The sequence below is a fragment of the Lagierella sp. ICN-221743 genome (genome assembly GCF_037890055.1).
Taxonomy (GTDB): Bacteria; Bacillota; Clostridia; order Tissierellales; family Peptoniphilaceae; genus Mediannikoviicoccus.
Window position 1 is genome coordinate 31,904 of sequence record NZ_JBBKBD010000002.1, and the last position, 18,716, is coordinate 50,619.

The following is an 18,716-nucleotide window of genomic DNA, read 5'->3' on the forward strand; positions in this document are numbered from 1 at the left end:
TTTATAAACTTATCAGTTTCCATGAAATATTGTACAAACTTGAAATATTTTTTTTATAATCAGATCTCATAGGAGATAACACTCCTAATTTAATCTTATATGCATTGTCTAATATCAATTCAGTAAGTACGAGGCTGTTCTTTGATAGCTCTTCAAGCCCAACCTCCTCTCCAACGAAAACTTCAATATGATTATTCAATTTTTTATTTAGTATTTTCTTTACTTGTTTTTCATCGTTAAGTAAGTTCAAAAAAGATTTTAATTGATATAAATCATTATATTCTGGCATCTCCAAAACTTTTGTTAAACCAGTTACCTTTGTCTTAATATCATTTATCCCTCTATACTCTTTGTTTATAAAATAAAGAAAATATTGTATTAAATCTCTATTTAAAGCAGAACTTACAATCTCGTCAAGTTCTTCAGCAATCAACTCATCTTGGGTATTAATACTTAGAATTTTATTTAACAAAAAATTTATTTTCTTCAAATCTGAGTTGCTAATTTCAAATTCCACATTAAAAACTTTACTTGAAACTTCTAAGTTATCCAATACAAAAACAATTACGTAAGTCTTAGACGTTATATTAATAATTTCAAGTTTTTTAATTCTTGGCTGATTAAATCTTTCTAATGAAGAAATAACTACCGAGTTAGTGGACTCTGAAAGTATGTCACAAGCTAAATTAAGGGCACTCTCTCCTTTAATACCCGATCTTTCACTTCTAAGTGTTAATGAGCTTGTCTTATCATTTGACTTTTGCGCATTAAACTCATTCAATACTTCATTCGCAAAATATCTATAAGCTAATTCAGAAGGAATTCTACCAGAAGATGAGTGAGCCTTTTCTAAAAAGCCTAACTCTTCTAAATCACTCATTTCATTTCTTATAGTTGCAGCAGATACTCCTAAATCAGAATTTTTTGAAATAGTTCTTGATCCTACAGGCGTGCAACTTTCCAAATATTCATTTATGATAAATTCCATAATATGTTTCTTGCGCATATCAATGTCGGAATAGTTCATAAAATCAAATCCTTTCTCGATTAGCACTCACTAACCTCAAGTGCTAATATTATGATAAAACAAAAAAGATCTTTTGTCAACATTAAATCAAAAGATCTTTAAAAAATTTATTAGATATGTCAAAACCATAATCTGTAAAGGCTATTCTATCATCAAAAACTTTTATCAAATTGTTTTTTTCATAACTTTTTATTAGCTCTGAGTTGTCTTTCCATATGTCATATCCAAACTCTTCTAATAATTTTTTTGTAGATACACCTTCTATAAGTCTCATATTCATTATAATCTTTTCAAAAAGTCTATCTTCCTTACTTAGATTGTCTATAATCTCAGTGGGAACAACTTTTTGTTTAATTGAGTTTATATAATCTTTATATCTATGATGATTGGTATACCTTATACCGCCATTATAACCACTTGCTCCTAATCCAAAGGCCGCATATGGCATAGTATGCCAATATTTTAAATTATGTTTTGATTCATAGCCTGGTTTAGAAAAATTTGATATTTCATATTGAAAAATACCAATGTGTTTCAAAAAATTAATAACTTCATGATAGTATTTTCTATTTACATATTCACTTGGTAGATTTAAATTTCCTTTTTTATATTCAAAATTAAATCTAGTATTATCTTCAATTATAAGGTCATAATAAGAAATGTGGTTTACATCTAACTCTTTAATTATATTTAAATCGTTTAATAGACTATCTTCTTTTTGCCCAGGAAGTCCCATAATAAAATCTAAACTTATATTTTTAACTCCAAAAGATTTAAGCTTCATTATATTTTTATAGGCAATTTCGCCTGTATGAAGTCTGCCTAACTTTTTTAAAATAGAGTCGTTAAATGTCTGTACCCCTACTGAGAACCTATTTATTCCACAGTTTAGATAATCTTCTACTTTATTTTTTTCAAGATATTCGGGATTACATTCTATGGTGTACTCTATGTCTTCAGAAATATTAAATCTAGATTTTATTAATTTATCCAACTGAATAATCTTTTCGCTTGGAACGTAATTAGGTGTACCTCCACCTAAGAAGATTGTATCAAATTCAAAGTCTTTCCAGTTCTCGTATGAATAATTTATTTCCTCAAAAAGATACAGGAAATATTCATCAATTCTCTTATCTTGGTATGGCATGGTAGAAAAGTCACAGTAATAACATTTCGACGCACAAAATGGAATATGGATATATAGTCCAGCTTTTTTTGCTAAATTATTTGTCTTCGTCATATTTTAATACTGCAAGGAAGGCATTTTGAGGAACTTCAACAGATCCAATTTGTCTCATTCTCTTCTTTCCTTCTTTTTGCTTTTCAAGTAGTTTTCTCTTTCTTGAAATATCTCCACCATAGCATTTTGCCAGAACGTCTTTTCTAAGCGCCCTTACAGTTTCCCTTGCAATAATTTTTGATCCAATGGACGCTTGAATAGGAACTGCAAATTGATGTCTTGGAATTTCATCCTTAAGCTTTTCAACTATAACTCTTGCTCTTTCATAGGCTTTATCTCTATGAACAATTAATGAAAATGCATCTACTAATTCTCCATTAATTAAAATATCAAGTTTATCAAGATTAGATTGTTGATATCCTTTAAATTCGTAGTCAAGTGAAGCATAACCCCTTGTCTTTGACTTTAACGCGTCAAAAAAGTCGTATATAACTTCATTTAGAGGCATTATATAGTTTATGTTCACTCTTTTCTCGTCAAGATATTCCATATTTACAAAAGTTCCCCTCTTGTTTTGGCATATTTCCATAATAGCGCCTACATAATCTGTTGGAGCCATTATGTTTGCATCGACGATAGGTTCCTCCATGTATTCAATCTCTGAAGGGTCAGGTAAGTTAGAAGGGTTTTGTATTGTAAGCATTTCTCCAGCCTTAGTCATTACATTATAAATAACTGAAGGTGCTGTAGCTATGATATTTAAATCAAATTCCCTATCCAGTCTCTCTTGAATTATCTCCATATGAAGAAGTCCTAAGAAACCACATCTAAAACCAAAACCCAAAGCTTGTGATGTTTCAGGTTCAAAAACTAATGAAGCATCATTTACTTGTAATTTTTCTAAAGCTTCTCTTATTGCATTATATTCTTCGCCTTCTGCAGGATAAATTCCGCAGTATACCATAGGAGTTACATCTTTATAACCAGGTAGTGGATCCTTTGTAGGATTCTCTGCTGAAGTAATTGTGTCCCCAACTTTAGAGTCTCTAACATTTTTAATAGATGCAACTACAAAACCTACATCTCCTGCTCTAAGCTCTTTAACTGAAACTGGTCCTCCTGCAGTATAACCAACTTCAGTAACTTCAAATGTCTTACCTGTAGACATCATCTTAATATCCATTCCAGGTTTAATAACCCCATCAAAAACTCTTACATATGATACTACCCCTTTATATGAATCGTAGTATGAATCAAAAATAAGTGCCTTTAAAGGCTCATTGTCGTCACCAATTGGTGCTGGAACATTATTTACAATATCTTCTAGAACTTGGTCTATATTTGTTCCTTCCTTAGCAGAGATTTGTGGAACACCTTCGGTATCAAGGCCAATGATATCTTCAATCTCTCTCTTTGCAAAATCAATATCTGCGGAAGGTAAATCAATTTTATTTATTACAGGAAGAATCTCTAAGTCTTGGTCCAGTGCAAGATAAACATTGGCAAGGGTTTGTGCTTCCACCCCTTGACTTGCATCAACTATTAAAACTGCTCCTTCACAAGCAGCAAGACTTCTTGATACCTCATATGAAAAGTCCACATGGCCCGGCGTGTCTATTAAGTTTAAAATATAATCTTCCCCATCTTCTGCTCTATATTTTAATTTAATAGCTTTTAATTTAATAGTTATACCTCTTTCCCTTTCAAGATCCATACTATCTAGAACCTGCTCTTCCATTTCTCTCTTTGATAGGGTGCCTGTGTTTTCTATTAATCTATCAGCTAAAGTTGACTTTCCATGGTCAATATGCGCAATAATACAAAAGTTTCTGATATTAGATTTTTTTATATCCATTTAATACCTCATCTCTATTTAAATTACTTTTATTTTGTGTAAAAGTAATTTCTCTAAATTAAATACATTTTATCATAATCTTTGAAATCAAGAACATTATAACACACTTTAAACATAGACAACTAATTTCACTTAGCAATTTTATTTATAGTTTTAAATTCACAAAAATTTTTAAAATATTTAAATTTTCACGCGAAAATGCTACAAAAAAGACAAAAAAATTAAAAATATGAACTATATCTTGAAGTTTAAATAATAATTATCTTGATTTTTACCATTTGCTATATTATAATAACAATGTTATGTGCAGGAGGTGAAACGATGGCAAATATAAAATCAGCTATTAAAAGAATTGAAGTTACTAAGAGACAAACTCTTGAAAACAAATCTAGAAAGTCAGAAATCAAAACTTATATTAAGAAGTTTGAAAAAGCTATAACTGACGAAAATTTTGATGAAGCAAAAAAATTATTAAGATTGATTGATAAAAAATTGAAGAAAGCAACTGCAAAAAATATCATACACAAGAATACAGCTTCAAGACAAGTAAGTAGATTAGCAAAAAAATTAAATGTTTCAAAATAATACATTTAGTAAAGAGATAATGGTTTCATTATCTCTTATTTAATGTCTATTTTGTTAGGAACATAGATTGAGTATATAGCTTTCAACCTGTGTTTTTGGTTTAATAGGTTTAGATTTTAGCCCTACCTCTAAATCATATGAAATATTAATGGATTCTTTTAAGTCCTTGTAGGTCCAAATATTTATAAATCTTTCTATCTTTTTAAGTTCGAAATTTGATATGGAATACTTTTTTGTTATTTGAATATTATTCATTCCCCTACGTCTACACTCTTTTATTATTAGGATATTTCTAATAGTCCTTAGAATCATATAAAATATTCTAAAAGCATCAGCATTATCATCCATTAATGTATTATAAATCAATAAGGATTTTTTTAGTGATTTTTCCAAAATGCTATCAGTTAAGTTAAAGATGTTATAATCAGAAATTTTAGTTAATGTATCTACAATATCTTTGTCCGAAGCATTTAAATCTAAATTTTTTATTTTATCTAGCTCGTTGTTTAAATCGAGCAATGTCATCTTCAACTCAGCAATCAAATATCCGCTATTGTCCACAATATAATTAATTAGTTTAACATTGTCCGATTGTTTAACTCCTAAATAGGTCGATATATATTTCATTAACTCAGGTCTATTTAGTTTATTAACTACCTTTATATCTCCAACTTCTTTAAATTTTTTTAAAAACTTACCGTTAAATAATTTCTCAGTAGATGAATTTATTATTAAATAGGTTGAAGGTGGTACATTGGTAATTATATTAGCTAGATCTTCAAAAATGGTTTTATATTTAGAAATTGCTCCTTTATCTAAGGGCATATTCTCAATTATTACAACTTTATTATCACTCATTAGAGGCAAAGTCTGTAAACTATTATAAAGTTTTTCCATATCAATATCTTCAAAATCAAATTTTGAAACGTTAAAATCATAAAAACTTTTATCTACTAATTTATCTATAATATCTTGAGAATGCTTTTCTATTAAAAAGCTTTCGCTGCCATATATTAAAATTATATTTTTAATTTTAAACACCTCTCTTCTTCCACTAATATTTTTCTACAAAAATATAACATTAGCATATAGTAAATAAGACTTAGCTTTTTGTCTACTGAAAAAATTTTTTCTTTAACATATTTTGTTGAATCATAACTTTTCATATAATTTTCGTAGAAATCTATATAACAATTGCCTAAAATATCTGTTCTAAATGTCTTAATTTTGTTATCATTTAAGTACTTTATAATATTTACATCTGGGTGGTTATAAGAATTGTACTCACCAACTGAAATAAGCGCAATCTTAGGGTTTGTTTTTTTATAAAACTCTTCAGAGTATGAATATTTAGATCCATGGTGAGCAATTTTTAAAATATCCACATTAATATCTTCATCGAGCAAGTTTTCTTCAATTTCTGCTGTAATATCCCCTGTAAATAGGATTTTAGCATCCTTTATATGCATTAAAAGTACTAAAGAGTTGTCATTTTCTTCCCTATCATTAGATGAGTTTAAAACTTTTATATTTAAATCTTCTTTCTTTAGTATATTACCTTTTTTTAATTCAATGGACTTAAAGTCTTTTTTAATAAAGTCATTATAAAGATATTCGGTACTGCCTATGTGGGAATACACAGGTGTGGTAGGATATTTTTCCATTATGAAACCAATATTGCCAATATGATCTTTATCAAGATGGGATAAAAATATTCCATTTAATTCTTTTACTTTTGTATAGGATAAATTATCGAAAACTATTTCTGAGTTATCTCCTTCTTTAATTTTTCCTCCAGTGTCCACTAAGTAATATTCGTCTTTATATCTTAGTAAAAAACAATCCCCCTGTCCTATGTCAATCATTGTAAGTGTTGCTATTGGCCTTGTAGTGTTTAAAAGTATATTAAAAACAAAAGTACAGGTAAAAAGTAATAAGAATATTTTTGTATTTTGCTTTAACAGCTTTTCATATTGATACCTATTGTAGTGTACTATTAAAATCACAGCTAAAACACAAAAATAGAGCAATACATTTTCCATGTTAAGGCTTACTTCAATTTTACTGAATCCATTGTTAGGAGTAAGCCCCTTCATTACATATTCGGAAATTTTAAATGTAAGATTAATTAATACCTTTATTGTACTTCCCAATAAAGGTATTCTTGCCAGTAGAATATACGGAATAAACAAGTATAAAACTATTGTTAAAGTAGGAACTACAAATAAATTTCCAAGGAAAATAAAGTATGAAAAACTTTTAAAATAATATAATTGCAGTGGAAATATTAATATGTTTACCGAAACGATTAAATAAACCAAATTTGTGATTGAACTATCTTTTTCATTTTTGTTTTTTATTATTGGATATATAATCTCCATAGCAGTAACTGCAAGGAATGAAAATTGAAATCCTATATCAAAAATTGAAGTAGGATAAATCAATATTATTATAAGCGCTGAAATAGCAATTGTTTTCTTTCTATCTTCTGGCATCATTGCTAAATATGATATTACACTAATAAGTAAAAATAGAAATGCTCTCAGTGATGAAAAAGGAAAATCTATAAGTAGGCAATAAAAGCCTACAAAAGTAACAGATAATATTTTTCTAATCTTCATATCAATACTTAATAGTCCCAAACAAAACATGATGCTAGAGTAGATAATCATAATGTGAAATCCACTAATAGCAAGAATATGTGAAATTCCTAAGTCTCTATATTCATCTTTTATCTCCAAATTTATTATATTTCTCCCTGTTGAAGCAGAATATAAAAAATTAGAAAGATTTTCATTAAAGTTAGAAACTCTAGACTTAATAAGTTCGTCAAAACTTCTCTGCAACTTCAATAAATGTTTTTCAGAAACGCCTTTCTTTGAAATATTATTTGCATAACTATAGGAAAATAGATCTTTGGCCATTAAATAATTATAAAAGTTAAATCTACCTGGAATTTTTTTATTTTTTGGTATGTATAACTTTGTGCTAAACTTAACTTTATCTCCTATTTTAAAATTGTAATCACCATTATAATAAGCATATATGTTAGGGCCTTTTTTATTTCCATCTAATAAAACATCTTTTATATAAAGTGTTGTAAAATCTTCTTTTTCAATCGATTTTGTAACTACACCATCAATATAAAAGAATCTATTATCTAAGGCATAATTAAAATTATTTTGCAAATTATCATGTCTATATAAACAAAGTACTCCCAAAATTATTCCAAGGGATATGTATATTAAATTTTTATTCGAAAACAAAAATAAACCGATGCTAATGGCAAAGGCTGATATATATAATAATTTATTGATTTCAAAAAAATATCCAAAAAACATTGTTGCTATGACTATTGCAAGTATGATTACCGAATTATATTTCTTCATTTTCTACTCCAAAATATTATATCAATTCAATTATATAATAAATTTTGGAATATTAAAAAAATTGGCCCTATAAAATAGAGCCAATTATTTATATTATCTTAAGTTATAGAATGCATCTATGCCTTCGAAAATAGCTTCATCTTCTAGATAGTCTTCAATTCTTAATAATTGATTGTATTTTGCTATTCTATCTGTTCTTGAAGCTGAACCTGTTTTAATTTGTCCACTATTAACTGCTACCGCAAGGTCTGCAATTGTAGTGTCCTCTGTTTCTCCAGATCTGTGAGAGATAACACAAGTAAATCCATGTCTCTTTGCAAGTTCTATAGCATCTAGTGTTTCTGTGATTGTACCAATTTGATTTAACTTAATAAGTATAGAATTTGAAACATTCATTTCAATTCCCTTTTTAAGTCTTTCAACATTAGTTACAAATAGATCGTCTCCCACTAATTGAATTTTCTTTCCAAGTTTTTCTGTAAGTTTTGCCCAACCATCCCAATCGTCTTCTGCAAGACCATCTTCAATAGAGATTATAGGATATTTTTCAACTAACATTTCATAGTATGAAATAAGTTCATCAGTAGTTCTAACTACTCCTTCACCTTTAAAGTTGTACTTTCCATCTTCAAACATTTCTGTTGATGCAACGTCTAGAGCTAAAACAACATCTTCTTTTGGTCTATATCCTGCTTCTTTAATAGCTTCTACTATTGTTTCAAGAGCTTCTTCATTTGAGTTAAGATTTGGAGCAAAGCCTCCTTCATCACCAACTGCTGTATTTAGTCCTTTGCCCTTTAATACATTCTTAAGTGAATGGAAAATTTCTGCACCCATTCTTATTGCTTCTTTAAATGTATCTGCACCCACAGGCATTATCATGAATTCTTGAATGTCAACATTATTATCTGCATGTTCTCCACCATTTAATATATTCATCATAGGAAGTGGGATTACTTTAGAATTAACACCGCCAAGATATTCATATAGATGAAGTCCTAATTCATCTGCCGCTGCCTTAGCTACTGCAATCGAAACTCCAAGGATTGCATTAGCGCCTAGTTTACCTTTATTTGGTGTTCCGTCAAGTTCTATCATAAGGTTATCTATTCTAACTTGTTCAAGAACTTCTTCTCCAATTATTTCATCTGCAATTATTTCATTTACATTGTCCACTGCATTTTGAACACCTTTTCCAAGGTATCTTGATTTGTCACCATCTCTAAGCTCAACGGCTTCGTGAGCTCCTGTTGATGCTCCTGAAGGAACTATAGCTCTACCAACTCCACCTTCTTCGGTTAAAACTTCAACTTCCACAGTAGGATTTCCTCTTGAATCAAGAACTTCTCTTGCATATATATCTATAATTCTGCTCATACTAACCTCCAATTAATAATTTATTAAACTTGTGAAACTATCAACCTTTAAACTCGCTCCTCCAACGAGAGCTCCATCAATATTTTCCTTAGCCATAATTTCTTTTATATTTTCAGGCTTAACAGATCCACCATATAAAATTCTTGTTTTATCTGCTAAATCTTTAGAATATAGTTCTTCTAAGATACCTCTAATGTACTTGCACATTTCTTCAGCATCTTCAGGAGAAGCTGTTTTTCCTGTACCAATTGCCCAAATAGGTTCATAGGCAACAACAAGTTTGTCTAAATCTTTTTCAGAAATTCCTTCTAAATCTTTTGTAATTTGATTTTTTATTTTCTCTTTATATTTTGAAGCTTCTCTTTCTTCTAAGGTTTCACCACAACAAAGGATTGGTGACAACTCTTTAGAAATAGCAGCTTTAACTTTTTTATTCAATAGTTCATCAGATTCATTAAATATTTCTCTTCTCTCTGAGTGTCCAATAATTACATAAGATACATCGGAATCTCTAAGCATTTGTCCAGATACTTCCCCTGTAAAAGCTCCTCTATCCTCAAAATACATATTTTGAGCGCCAAGTTTTATATCCGTATTACTTAAAAGTTCACTGGCAAGGTAAAGGGAAGTAAATGGTGTAGCTATTATTTTTTCGACATCCTTTGAAAGCTCTTTTTGTTTCAAAGAGTTTATAAATAACTTTGTATCCGATGGAGTATTATTCATCTTCCAGTTTCCCGCTATTATAGGCTTACGCATTTTCCCTCCTATTTATTTGAAATGGCGTCAATTCCTGGTAGAGTCTTACCTTCTAAAAATTCTAATGAAGCTCCTCCGCCTGTTGAAACATGAGTTACCTTATTCTTATATCCTGACTTTTCTATAGCTGAAGCAGAATCTCCACCACCAATAATTGTTGTAGCATCTACTTCTGATAGTGCTTTGGCTATATCGAATGTTCCATTTGCAAATTGTTTTATTTCAAAAACTCCCATAGGACCATTCCAGACAACTGTCTTTGACTTTTTAATTTCTTCAACAAATACAGAAACGGTTCTTGGACCAATATCAAAAGCTTTTTCTTCTGGAGTAAAGTCATTTATAGAAATAACTTTTGAAGGAGAATCTTCTGTCATTTCTTCTGCTACTACAGCATCGATTGGTAAGAAAAACTTAACTCCCTTTTCTGTTGCTTTTTTAAGAAGCTCTTTCGCTAAATCCAACTTATCATTTTCTACAAGGGACTTACCAACTTCGTATCCTTCAGATTTTAAGAATGTCCATGCCATTCCTCCACCTACGAGAATACCATCAACCTTGTCAAGTAAGTTGTCTATAACACCAATCTTATCGCTAACCTTAGCTCCTCCAAGAATTGCTATAAAAGGTCTTTCTGGGTTTTCTAAGGCTTTTCCCATTATACTAACTTCTTTTTCAACTAAAAATCCAAGTGCTGATTCAAGATATTTTGACACACCAACATTTGAAGCATGGGCTCTATGGGATGTACCAAAGGCATCATTTACATATAAATCTGCAAGGGAAGCTAATTCTTTTGCAAACTCATCACCATTTTTTGTTTCTTCAGCTCTAAATCTTGTATTTTCTAAAAGAACAATGTCTCCACTTACTAAATTATTACAAGCTTCCTTTACTTTTTCATCAACTACTGTATCTGATTGTAAAAATCTAACATCTTTTTCTATTAATTCAGAAAGTTTTTTTGCTACTGGTTCTAATGAAAATTTCTTTTCAGGTCCATTTTTAGGTCTTCCTAAGTGAGACATAAGTATAACTTTTGCATTGTGATCTAATAGGTATTTTATTGTATCAAGGGATGCAACTATTCTTGTGTCATCAGAAATTTCACCTGTTTCAGATGAAATAGGCACATTGTAGTCTACCCTCACAAGTACCCTTTTACCATCTACATTAAGATCTTTTAAAGTTTTTTTATTTAACATTTTATCACCTTTACTTAAATTTAGCCCGGTATGAACCGGGCCAAAATATTATTTATAGTTTTTAGCTACAAGTTCAGCTAAGTCAATTACTCTTTGTGAATATCCCCATTCATTGTCATACCAAGAAACCACTTTAACAAAGTTACCATCTATAACAGTTGTTAATGCAGAGTCAAATATAGAAGCTCTTGGGTCTTTTTGATAGTCAATTGAAACAAGTGGTTCATCTGAGTATCCTAAAATTCCCTTTAATTCGTTTTCTGAAGCTTTTTTAACTGCTTCGTTAACTTCTTCCTTTGTAACATCTTTTTCAAGTTCAAAAGTAACGTCAACTAAAGAAACTGTAGGAACTGGAACTCTTACAGCGTATCCACTTAATTTACCTTCCATTTGAGGAAGAACTAGCGAAACGGCCTTTGCAGCACCTGTTGTAGTAGGAACCATGCTTAGTGCAGCAGCTCTTGCTCTTCTTAAGTCTCTGTGTTTGTTATCATGGATGTTTTGATCTCCAGTATAAGCGTGAATAGTTGTCATAAGACCACGTTTAATACCAAAGTTTTCATCAATAACTTTTGTTACTGGTGCTAAACAGTTTGTAGTACAAGAAGCATTAGAAATTATATTGTCTTTTTCTGGATCATAAGTATCACAGTTTACACCCATTACGATTGTCTTTATTCCTTTTCCAGGTGCTGTTAAAATAACTTTTTTTGCTCCAGCTTCAATATGTTTTCCTAAACCTTCAGCGTCTTTGAAAGCTCCTGTAGAATCGATTACAAGTTCTACTCCTAATTCTTTCCAAGGAAGCTTTGCTGGGTCTCTATCGTTTACAATCTTAACAACTTTGTCATTTATAACAAATGAGTCGTCTTTAACTTCAATAGTTCCATCAAACTTACCATAAAGTGAATCATACTTGAAAAGATGAGCCATTGTATCTAAATCCGAACTAAAGTTAATTGCAACAAGCTCAAGATCAGCTTCTTTTCTTTCGAAGATTTGTCTAACAACATCCCTTCCTATTCTACCAAAACCATTTACTGCTACTTTCATATATACCTCCTAGTATTATATAGTTTTTAATCTTTTACATATATCATAATGTCTAAACATTATAATCATCACTAAATTGTATACCCAAATTTCAAATAAACTCTCATTTTAATACTTTTTTTCTAATTTTAATTAAATTTATAACAAACAGTTAAAATCACTTTGTCTTAAAGCTTCATAAAGTATAATCGCTACAGAATTCGATAGATTTAATGATCGTTTTAATTTATTTGTCATAGGTATTTTAATACATTGTTCCTTATTCCTATTTAAAATGCTTTCAGGTATTCCAGCTGACTCTTTTCCGAACATAATAAAGTCACCATCTTTAAATTCGACCTCTGAATAATAATTACTTGCTTTAGTTGTTGCATAATAAATATTTATACCTGGATTTTTCAAAAGAAAATCCTCATAATTGTCATAAATAACAACATCTACGTCTTTCCAATAGTCAAGTCCTGTACGTCTAAGGGTTTTATCATCCATTTTAAATTTAAACGGCCTTATAAGATGAAGTCTTGTGTCGGTTAAATAGCAGGTTCTTCCAATATTCCCCGTATTTGTAGGCTTTTCAGGCTCCAGTAATACTACATTAAACATTTTTCGCCTCTTTCTTATAATATAAGCAATATGAACTCACAGGACAAATTCCACACTTCGGACTCCTTGAGCTACAAATCCTTCTTCCATGAAATATTAAAGTATGATGGCTCTTGCTCCATCTATCTCTATCTATTCTTCTTCTTAATTGCTTTTCTGTCTTTTCCACATTATCCGCATTAGCAATTCCTATTCTATTGGAGACCCTAAACACATGGGTGTCTACAGCAATAGATGGTACATCAAATGCATTTGAAAGTACAACGTTCGCTGTCTTTCTTCCAACACCTGGAAGCTTTACTAACTCTTCCATAGTTTGTGGTACTTCTGAATTGAATTCATCGATTAAGATTTGACTGGTTAAAAGTATATTTTTGCTTTTTGAATTAAAAAATCCACAGCTTTTTATAATGTTACCAAGTTCATCAACAGAAAGGCTGACCATTTTCTCCGGTGTATTGTAATTTTTAAATAGCACCGCAGTAGTCTTATTAACTCTAACATCTGTGCATTGAGCTGATAATATAGTTGCAATTAAAAGTTCATATGGAGTTGTATAATTTAATTCAGCCTTAGCGTCTGGATAGGTTTCTTCTAATATATCCAGCACATGGCTAATTACTTTCATTGTTAAATGCTTACTCATTTTTCCAATTCCTAATCATTTCTATTTCTTTTTTATATCCATCTAGGTCGTTAGGAGTTTCTAATATTATTGGAATGTCTTTTAATCTCTTATCATTAATAAATTTTTTAAAGGTTTCTACTCCCAATACTCCTTCGCCTATTTTCTCATGTCTATCTTTTTTTGAACCTAATTCTTTTAATGTGTCATTAAAGTGAATTACTTTTAATTTATCAAGTCCAATAATTCTGTCAAATTCATCCATTACACCCTCATAGTCATTTTTAATGTCATAACCTGCTGAGTATATATGGCATGTATCGAGACAAACCGCTACCTTTTTATAAGTAATATTTTTAATTATATAAGTCAACTCTTCAAACTTACTTCCTATTTCAGTTCCCATACCAGACATAGTTTCAAGGCATAAATAGATTTCAAATTCATCATTTAATACCTCATTTAATGATTTAACAATTAAATCCATTCCCTTTTTAGAGCCCTGACCCACATGATTTCCTGGGTGAAGAACATATCTATCAACATTAAGTTTACTAAGTCTATACATATCTTTTGAAATTATATCCTTAGCATTTTCAACAACATTTGATTTATTTGAAGCCAAATTTATAACATAGGGAGCATGACAAACCAATGTGTCAAAATTCTTCTCTTTTCTAAAAGAAATAAATTCATTAATTTCTTCATTCTCTAAAACTCTTCTACTATTCCCCCTCGGATTACTGGCAAAAAATTGAAAAGTGCTAGCACCTTGGTTTAATGACTCGCTAATAGCATTGGGATATCCCTTACTTGTTGAAACGTGAAAACCTAATTTCATAATTCACCTCATACATCATTATAGCATAAACAATAATTATCTTTTCTATGGTATAATTTCAGTAGGTGATTTTATGTTTAACATTAGAAAGAAAAATTTTGGTAAGCTTGATTTAAAGCTATTTATAATACTATTGGCACTGGTTTTCTTTGGATTAATAGTACTATTTAGCGCTACCAGCACCCTTAGTAATAAAACTATTTTATCTCAAGTTATCGCTACGTTAATAGGACTTATTTTTATGGCTTTTGTAGTGTGCATTGATATGGACTTTATAAAAAAATTTTATATACCAATCTATGTAATATGTAATGTTCTTTTATTTTTAGTTCTAATCTTTGGAACTGGTAAAGAACAATGGGGTTCAAATAGTTGGATTGTAATAGGATCTTTTAGATTTCAACCTGCTGAGTTCGTTAAGATTGGATTTATTTTGTCCTTTGCAAGATATCTTGAAATAAACCAAAAGAGTATAAGCAAACCTAAAACACTTTTTAAAATTGTCGCATTTGGTGGTTTTCCTATACTATTAATACTTTTACAACCCGACGCTGGAACAGCATTTGTATTTGTATTCATAATGGCAATTATGCTTTTTATTTCAGGACTAAATCTTAGGTACTTTTTAGGTGCATTAGGTATTTTAGTTTTAAGTTCACCAATTCTCTATAGCAGACTTGAACCATTTCAAAAAAAGAGAATACTGACATTCTTAAATCCTGAACATGATATTTCAGACTCCAGCTACCAAGCACTTCAAGGAAGAATTGCCATAGGCTCTGGAAAGTTTTTTGGAAAAGGCTATATGAAAGGAACTCAAAGTCAATTCAACTTTATACCTGAAAAACAAACAGATTATATATATCCTGTTCTTGTTGAAGAGTTTGGATTTATCGGTGGTTTTACAGTAATTGCACTGTATCTATTATTACTATACAGACTAGTTGTTATAGCTGAAAATAGAAAGGACTCTTTTTCAAAATTTGTTATTATGGGTCTTGCTGCAATGTTTTTATTCCACATATTTGAAAATATTGGTATGACTCTTGGTGTTATGCCTGTAACAGGTATACCTCTTCCATTCTTTAGTTATGGTGGAACTTACCAATTAATAAACTTAATTGCAGTTGGTATTGTATTTTCAGTTTCAATTCAAAAAGATGCATTATCATTCGAATAAAAAATTCCTTAAATCCATATGGATTTAAGGAATTTTTTTAAATTATTTCAATTGTTTCTATAACACAGTCATAAAGTGGTTTGTCCATGTTGTCAGTTTTGGAAAGTTCAATGGATTCAACTACATCCATTCCATCAACAACTTGCCCGAATACAGTGTGCTTAAAGTCAAGCCAAAATGTTCCGCCAACTTCAGCATATTTATCTATGACATCGTCTGAATATATATCACTGTTACTATTTCTTAATTGACCGATATAATCCTCTTCCACTTTTCTTTTGGTTACTATGAAGAACTGACTAGAGTTTGTATTTGGTCCTTTATTTGCCATTGAAATGGCACCTCTAAAGTTTCTTAAGTCCTTGGTAAACTCATCTTCAAAGTCTTTTCCCCAAATACTTTCTCCGCCCATTCCTGTCCCAGTTGGGTCTCCTGTTTGGACCATAAAGTCTTCTATTACCCTGTGGAAAATTACTCCATCATAGTAACCTTTCTTTGAAAGTTTCACAAAGTTTTCACAGGTTCTAGGCGCCATATCTGGAAATAAATTAATTTTTATATCGCCTTTGTTTGTTTTAATTATCGCTTTAATATTTTTGTCATTATCTTTATCATATTGTCTAAACATATTTACTCCTCAAGTTTTCCAAAATAATATCCCTTGCCCCATTTAGTTCGAATTACATGTCCTTCTAAGTCATCTATCTTCTCTCTAAGTCTCTTTATATGAACATCTACCGTTCTTAAATGGCCTTCGTAGTTATCTCCCCAAATCTCTTTTGCAATTGTCACTCTTGAATATACCACTCCAGGGTTTGAAACTAAAATAAAAAATATATCAAATTCTTTGCCAGTTAAATCTATATCTTCTCCATTGATTTTAACTTTACGACCAACTACATTAAATTCATAATTTGCAAAGGTAATGACATTTTCTTTATCAAGATTATCATTATTTCTATTAACCCCTTTATAAGTACGCCTTAAAACAGCTCTTATTCTTGCCTTTAGCTCTAAGACATTAAATGGAAATACAACATAATCATCAGCCCCATACTCAAGGGCTAAAACTTTTTGAATATCATCATTAATATTTGTAACAAATATAGTGGGAACATCTCTTATGTCGTTCATCTTCTTTTTTAGTTCTAATCCATTTCCATCCATATAATGCATATCAAGCAGCACTATGTCAAATTCCTTACTTTGAAATACACTTAAAGTTTCATGTGCCGTATCTGCATAAGTTATATGGTAATTTGAATCTTCTTTAAAATTATAAAGAAGATTGTCTTTATAACTAGACTCGGAAAAAGAAATCAAAATCTTAATTTCCATTATACACCCCTATTCTTTATACAAGAATTAATGATTTATCTTTAAATGATTTAACCTCTCCTATAATAGCAGATTCAATATTATTCTCATTTAAATCCCTTAGTAAATCAGCAGCTGAACTTTCAGGTAAACTAAATAGAAGCCCTCCTGAAGTTTGTGGGTCAAAAATAATATCCGCATTTTCATTGTCGTTTATTATTTGAATTTTATCCCCTATAAAGCTCTTGTTTTGATAAGCTCCTTCAGGAATAAGACCTAAATTAAACATCTCTATAGTTCCGTCTATAATTGGTATTTCATCAAAGTAAAGCTTTATTGTCTTGTTACTTCCTTCAGCCATTTCTAAAAGATGACCAGCAAGACCAAATCCTGTAATATCCGTACAACTATTAATTGGATATTTTTCGGCCACATCCTTAGCATACTTATTTAATAGTGACATATACTTTACTATATTTTTTTCAAGGCTATCATCTATAATTCCGCCTTTAAAAGCAGTATTTAATATACCTGTTCCTATTGGTTTAGTTATTATTAAAGCATCTCCTTCTTTACAAGTGGAGTTTGCCCAAACCTTGTCAGGATGAACTGTTCCCGTAACTGAAAGGCCAAACTTAGGTTCATCGTCTTGAACAGTATGACCTCCTACTAATAGACACTGAGCTTCCCTTACCTTTTCAGCTCCACCTTTTAATACTTCTGAAAGTATTGAAGGATCTAAACATGAAGGAAAACATACAATATTAAGTGCTAGAAGAGGGTCTCCTCCCATGGCATATACATCAGAAAGACTGTTAGCCGCTGCTATTCTTCCATAGTTATATGGATCATCTACTATAGGAGTAAAAAAGTCAAGTGTCTGTATAATAGCAATATCATCATTTAATTTATAAACCGCAGCATCATCTGAAGTCTCTATTCCTACTAATAAATTTTCATCTCTAATATCTTCTTTAGGTAATTTACGCAAAACTTGCGCAAGGACATCTGGTCCAAACTTTGCTGCTCAACCTGAAGTTTTTGCGTAATTTGTTAATTTTACATCTGTATTTTTAATCATACTTCCCCCAAATCTAGTAAACCGAAATTAAATCTTTTAGTTTTTCATATGTTTTATCTCCAATACCAGAGATATTTTTTATATCTTCAACTTTAGAAAAACCTGTATTTTCACGATATCTAAGTATTTCATCCGCGCGACTGTCCCCTATCCCTGGAAGAGTTTTTAATTCGTCTTTATTAGCAGTATTCAAATTTATCTTGCCAGTTGAACTAGAAACTTCAGATTGACCATGAACTTCATTAGTTAAATTCTCTTCCTTTGAAGGGATATATATTTTCATTTCATCTTCTAGCTTTTTTGCTAAGTTTATGTCTTTTAATGAAGCTTTGTCAGTTGCACCACCGGCAATTATCAACAAATCGTTTACCCTATCTTCAGTGGTTAGTTTATATAAACCAGGATTGACAACTTCTCCATCTATATGAACATAAATATCTTTTGGTTTATTATCAGTTTCACCTGCATTTTTATTAGCGATTTGTAATAAATTTTGTTCTGGCTCTTCAATTGAATTATTTGATTTATAAAATCCAACTCCTGCAAGAAGAATCACAAGAGTAATTATAATTATTTTATCTTTATTTCCTTTTAACATATGTACCCCTCTTTATAGTAACACTAACATTCTAAAATTTC

At 30.4% G+C, this 18,716-nt stretch carries 18 protein-coding genes; 2 read left to right on the forward strand and 16 right to left on the reverse strand.

All coding sequences use genetic code 11. From position 1 onward, the window contains the following. Position 1: 1 nt before the first annotated feature. The 3 genes from hrcA to lepA all read right to left on the reverse strand — a co-directional run bounded on the left by hrcA (position 2) and on the right by lepA (position 4,062). Positions 2–1,006 (reverse strand): heat-inducible transcriptional repressor HrcA, encoded by a 1,005-nt coding sequence (gene hrcA / locus WKS98_RS01230; protein WP_498916210.1) that lies wholly within the window; start codon positions 1,004–1,006, stop codon positions 2–4. Positions 1,007–1,109: 103 nt separating this feature from the next. Then, positions 1,110–2,267, reverse strand: a complete 1,158-nt coding sequence (gene hemW, locus WKS98_RS01235) for a radical SAM family heme chaperone HemW (RefSeq protein WP_498916211.1) — start codon at positions 2,265–2,267, stop codon at positions 1,110–1,112. Next, entirely contained in the window at positions 2,251–4,062 is a 1,812-nt protein-coding gene (gene lepA / locus WKS98_RS01240) for a translation elongation factor 4 (RefSeq protein ID WP_498916213.1), read from the reverse strand. The genes hemW and lepA overlap by 17 nt, the downstream gene beginning before the upstream one ends. 321 nt (positions 4,063–4,383) lie before the next feature. Here lepA and rpsT point away from each other — a divergent pair, with 321 nt between their 5' ends. After that, the gene (gene rpsT, locus WKS98_RS01245; RefSeq protein WP_498916215.1) at positions 4,384–4,647 is read left to right on the forward strand and encodes a 30S ribosomal protein S20; all 264 of its coding nucleotides are present in this window, start codon (positions 4,384–4,386) and stop codon (positions 4,645–4,647) included. Positions 4,648–4,701: 54 nt separating this feature from the next. Here rpsT and holA read toward each other — a convergent pair whose 3' ends face one another. The 9 genes from holA to WKS98_RS01290 all read right to left on the reverse strand — a co-directional run bounded on the left by holA (position 4,702) and on the right by WKS98_RS01290 (position 14,499). Then, positions 4,702–5,688 carry a DNA polymerase III subunit delta gene (holA, locus tag WKS98_RS01250; protein WP_498916217.1) on the reverse strand — a complete coding sequence of 329 codons (987 nt, stop codon included), beginning with the start codon at positions 5,686–5,688 and terminating at the stop codon, positions 4,702–4,704. Beyond that, the gene (locus WKS98_RS01255) at positions 5,667–8,036 is read right to left on the reverse strand and encodes a DNA internalization-related competence protein ComEC/Rec2 (protein ID WP_498916218.1); all 2,370 of its coding nucleotides are present in this window, start codon (positions 8,034–8,036) and stop codon (positions 5,667–5,669) included. Before WKS98_RS01255 ends, holA begins: the two co-directional genes overlap by 22 nt. Before the next feature lie 93 nt (positions 8,037–8,129). Continuing rightward, the gene (gene eno, locus WKS98_RS01260) at positions 8,130–9,413 is read right to left on the reverse strand and encodes a phosphopyruvate hydratase (protein ID WP_498916220.1); all 1,284 of its coding nucleotides are present in this window, start codon (positions 9,411–9,413) and stop codon (positions 8,130–8,132) included. Positions 9,414–9,425: 12 nt separating this feature from the next. Then, entirely contained in the window at positions 9,426–10,172 is a 747-nt protein-coding gene (gene tpiA, locus WKS98_RS01265; protein ID WP_498916222.1) for a triose-phosphate isomerase, read from the reverse strand. A gap of 8 nt (positions 10,173–10,180) precedes the next feature. Next, entirely contained in the window at positions 10,181–11,377 is a 1,197-nt protein-coding gene (locus WKS98_RS01270; RefSeq protein WP_498916223.1) for a phosphoglycerate kinase, read from the reverse strand. Positions 11,378–11,425: 48 nt separating this feature from the next. Beyond that, positions 11,426–12,430, reverse strand: coding sequence for a type I glyceraldehyde-3-phosphate dehydrogenase (gene gap, locus WKS98_RS01275; RefSeq protein WP_498916225.1), 1,005 nt, complete (start codon positions 12,428–12,430; stop codon positions 11,426–11,428). Positions 12,431–12,568: 138 nt separating this feature from the next. Continuing rightward, positions 12,569–13,033, reverse strand: a complete 465-nt coding sequence (locus WKS98_RS01280; protein WP_498916227.1) for a tRNA (cytidine(34)-2'-O)-methyltransferase — start codon at positions 13,031–13,033, stop codon at positions 12,569–12,571. Continuing rightward, positions 13,026–13,661: an endonuclease III gene (gene nth / locus WKS98_RS01285; protein WP_498916229.1), complete on the reverse strand. Its 636-nt coding sequence runs from the start codon at positions 13,659–13,661 to the stop codon at positions 13,026–13,028. Before nth ends, WKS98_RS01280 begins: the two co-directional genes overlap by 8 nt. A 10-nt stretch (positions 13,662–13,671) precedes the next feature. Further along, positions 13,672–14,499: a deoxyribonuclease IV gene (locus WKS98_RS01290; protein WP_498916230.1), complete on the reverse strand. Its 828-nt coding sequence runs from the start codon at positions 14,497–14,499 to the stop codon at positions 13,672–13,674. Between the two features lie 73 nt (positions 14,500–14,572). On the opposite strand from WKS98_RS01290, the gene rodA reads away from it, so the two are divergent. Continuing rightward, positions 14,573–15,679, forward strand: a complete 1,107-nt coding sequence (gene rodA / locus WKS98_RS01295; protein ID WP_498916232.1) for a rod shape-determining protein RodA — start codon at positions 14,573–14,575, stop codon at positions 15,677–15,679. Between the two features lie 37 nt (positions 15,680–15,716). Here the strand turns inward: rodA and WKS98_RS01300 are convergent, their stop codons facing one another. The 4 genes from WKS98_RS01300 to WKS98_RS01315 are packed head-to-tail and all read right to left on the reverse strand — an operon-like array spanning position 15,717 to position 18,675. Further along, on the reverse strand, positions 15,717–16,307 hold the full coding sequence (locus WKS98_RS01300) for a peptidylprolyl isomerase (RefSeq protein WP_498916234.1): 591 nt from the start codon (positions 16,305–16,307) through the stop codon (positions 15,717–15,719). Between the two features lie 2 nt (positions 16,308–16,309). Continuing rightward, positions 16,310–17,017: a response regulator transcription factor gene (locus WKS98_RS01305; protein WP_498916236.1), complete on the reverse strand. Its 708-nt coding sequence runs from the start codon at positions 17,015–17,017 to the stop codon at positions 16,310–16,312. A 16-nt stretch (positions 17,018–17,033) separates the two neighbouring features. Then, positions 17,034–18,077, reverse strand: a complete 1,044-nt coding sequence (gene selD, locus WKS98_RS01310) for a selenide, water dikinase SelD (RefSeq protein ID WP_498916238.1) — start codon at positions 18,075–18,077, stop codon at positions 17,034–17,036. Between the two features lie 13 nt (positions 18,078–18,090). Next, positions 18,091–18,675 carry a helix-hairpin-helix domain-containing protein gene (locus WKS98_RS01315; protein WP_498916240.1) on the reverse strand — a complete coding sequence of 195 codons (585 nt, stop codon included), beginning with the start codon at positions 18,673–18,675 and terminating at the stop codon, positions 18,091–18,093. Positions 18,676–18,716: the final 41 nt, after the last annotated feature.

Coding starts and splice junctions, on each gene's coding strand:
- hrcA (WP_498916210.1), bottom strand. CDS start 1,006: ATGCGCAAGAAACATATTATGGAATTTATCATAAATGAATATTTGGAA.
- hemW (WP_498916211.1), bottom strand. CDS start 2,267: ATGACGAAGACAAATAATTTAGCAAAAAAAGCTGGACTATATATCCAT.
- lepA (WP_498916213.1), bottom strand. CDS start 4,062: ATGGATATAAAAAAATCTAATATCAGAAACTTTTGTATTATTGCGCAT.
- rpsT (WP_498916215.1), top strand. CDS start 4,384: ATGGCAAATATAAAATCAGCTATTAAAAGAATTGAAGTTACTAAGAGA.
- WKS98_RS01255 (WP_498916218.1), bottom strand. CDS start 8,036: ATGAAGAAATATAATTCGGTAATCATACTTGCAATAGTCATAGCAACA.
- eno (WP_498916220.1), bottom strand. CDS start 9,413: ATGAGCAGAATTATAGATATATATGCAAGAGAAGTTCTTGATTCAAGA.
- tpiA (WP_498916222.1), bottom strand. CDS start 10,172: ATGCGTAAGCCTATAATAGCGGGAAACTGGAAGATGAATAATACTCCA.
- WKS98_RS01270 (WP_498916223.1), bottom strand. CDS start 11,377: ATGTTAAATAAAAAAACTTTAAAAGATCTTAATGTAGATGGTAAAAGG.
- gap (WP_498916225.1), bottom strand. CDS start 12,430: ATGAAAGTAGCAGTAAATGGTTTTGGTAGAATAGGAAGGGATGTTGTT.
- WKS98_RS01280 (WP_498916227.1), bottom strand. CDS start 13,033: ATGTTTAATGTAGTATTACTGGAGCCTGAAAAGCCTACAAATACGGGG.
- nth (WP_498916229.1), bottom strand. CDS start 13,661: ATGAAAGTAATTAGCCATGTGCTGGATATATTAGAAGAAACCTATCCA.
- WKS98_RS01290 (WP_498916230.1), bottom strand. CDS start 14,499: ATGAAATTAGGTTTTCACGTTTCAACAAGTAAGGGATATCCCAATGCT.
- rodA (WP_498916232.1), top strand. CDS start 14,573: ATGTTTAACATTAGAAAGAAAAATTTTGGTAAGCTTGATTTAAAGCTA.
- WKS98_RS01300 (WP_498916234.1), bottom strand. CDS start 16,307: ATGTTTAGACAATATGATAAAGATAATGACAAAAATATTAAAGCGATA.
- WKS98_RS01305 (WP_498916236.1), bottom strand. CDS start 17,017: ATGGAAATTAAGATTTTGATTTCTTTTTCCGAGTCTAGTTATAAAGAC.
- WKS98_RS01315 (WP_498916240.1), bottom strand. CDS start 18,675: ATGTTAAAAGGAAATAAAGATAAAATAATTATAATTACTCTTGTGATT.